We start from the raw sequence: 1,689 nt of genomic DNA on the forward strand, positions 1-1,689 counted from the left end.
CTACACATGTATGACTACCAATATATCCTGCTCCACCTGTTACAAGTATTGCCATAATTATAGTCCTCCATATTTCATTCATTATAAACTTCTCAAAGTATATCACATATTTCTTATCCTATGTTTAACATGCGAACACAGAAACTTACATTTTATCCCATAATAATTTTATAACATATACGATTCTAATCAGGTAATAAAAAAACGCCACATAATTTTTATTATGTGGCGTTTTTTTATTAAATTACGTAACAATATACACTTAGAAAATGCGCAAGACTACCTAATAATACAAAAACATGAAAAATTTCATGATGCCCCATATATTTAAACTCTAACCATTTTGGCTTTGTTCCATAAATAAATCCACCAATTGTATAAAAAATGCCTCCAAGTACTAAGAAAATAATGCCTCCTGTACTTAAATTCTCAGCTAACGGTGCAAAGAATAAAACAATTAACCAACCCATCGTAATATAAATTGCTGTCGATAACCATCTTGGACAATTAAACCAAAACATTTTAAATACAATGCCACAAATCGCAGTTGCATAGACTAAACAAAATAATAGTAAACCACTTGCTGAATTTAATGTAATCAAGCAAAAGGGTGCATATGTACCTGCAATTAATATAAAAATCATAGAATGATCTAGCTTCCTAAAGAAGTAAATAACACGTTCATTGGCCACAACACTATGATACACAGCTGACGCCGTATAAAGGACCATCATTCCAATACCAAACAAAATAACAGCTGTAATTGCAGCAAATGATGGCATCTTAATAGAAACTTTCACAAGCATAGCTAATAAGGCAATAAATGATAATATCGCTCCACCTAAGTGAGTAAATGCGTTAACTGGTTCCCTTACATAAGCATTCATAATAACACCCCTCATATAATTACATGTAGTTTTGATAACTACATGTAATTATATACACATTTCTTTTTAAGGTCAACATTTACAATTCATTTGTTTCGTAATACCATATTTAAAGATATATTAAACATTAAGTTCCACTAAGTTATAAAAGTGAGGGATTCTACGTGGAAAATATAAATGAATTACTTGAGACATTACATTTAGAAAAAAATATTAAACTTGAGGATATTCCAAATGTTGACTTATATGTAGACCAAGTTGTCCAACTATTTGAGAATACTTATGCAGATACAACGAGAACTGATGATGAAAAAGTATTAACAAAAACGATGATTAATAATTACGCAAAAGGGAAACTATTTATCCCTATCAAAAATAAAAAGTATTCAAAAGAGCATATGATTTTAATTAGCCTGATTTACCAATTAAAGGGCGCACTCTCCATTAACGATATAAAAAGTTCATTAGAAAATATAAATGACTCCTTATTAAACGATGATTCATTTGAATTAAATGCGGTATATAAAAATTATCTTACTCTTACTGAAAGCAATGTCGAAAGCTTTAAACAAGACGTAAATAAACGTGTTACAGAAGTAAATGAGATTTCTTCCTTAGAAGATACAAAGCTAGAAAAATTTCTACTACTAACATCCTTCGTGACTATGAGTAATATGTATAGACGTTTAGCAGAGCAACTAGTTGATGATTTGAAAAAATCATAAATAAAAAACTATCCACCTATTAATGAAGTGAACCCGAATAGTGGTACATGAAAAAAACACCTCCTGAATTCGCATAC

General features: G+C 29.9%; 2 protein-coding genes. One reads left to right on the plus strand and one right to left on the minus strand.

The window, feature by feature from the left end; translation table 11 throughout:
- Positions 1–239 precede the first annotated feature (239 nt).
- Positions 240–887, minus strand: coding sequence for a PAQR family membrane homeostasis protein TrhA (gene trhA / locus ACODS7_RS31800; RefSeq protein ID WP_000995363.1), 648 nt, complete (start codon positions 885–887; stop codon positions 240–242).
- Between the two features lie 164 nt (positions 888–1,051).
- On the opposite strand from trhA, the gene ACODS7_RS31805 reads away from it, so the two are divergent.
- Positions 1,052–1,612, plus strand: coding sequence for a DUF1836 domain-containing protein (locus ACODS7_RS31805; protein ID WP_029443708.1), 561 nt, complete (start codon positions 1,052–1,054; stop codon positions 1,610–1,612).
- The last annotated feature ends 77 nt before the right edge of the window (positions 1,613–1,689 follow it).

The sequence above is a fragment of the Bacillus sp. FG16 genome (assembly GCF_057809515.1).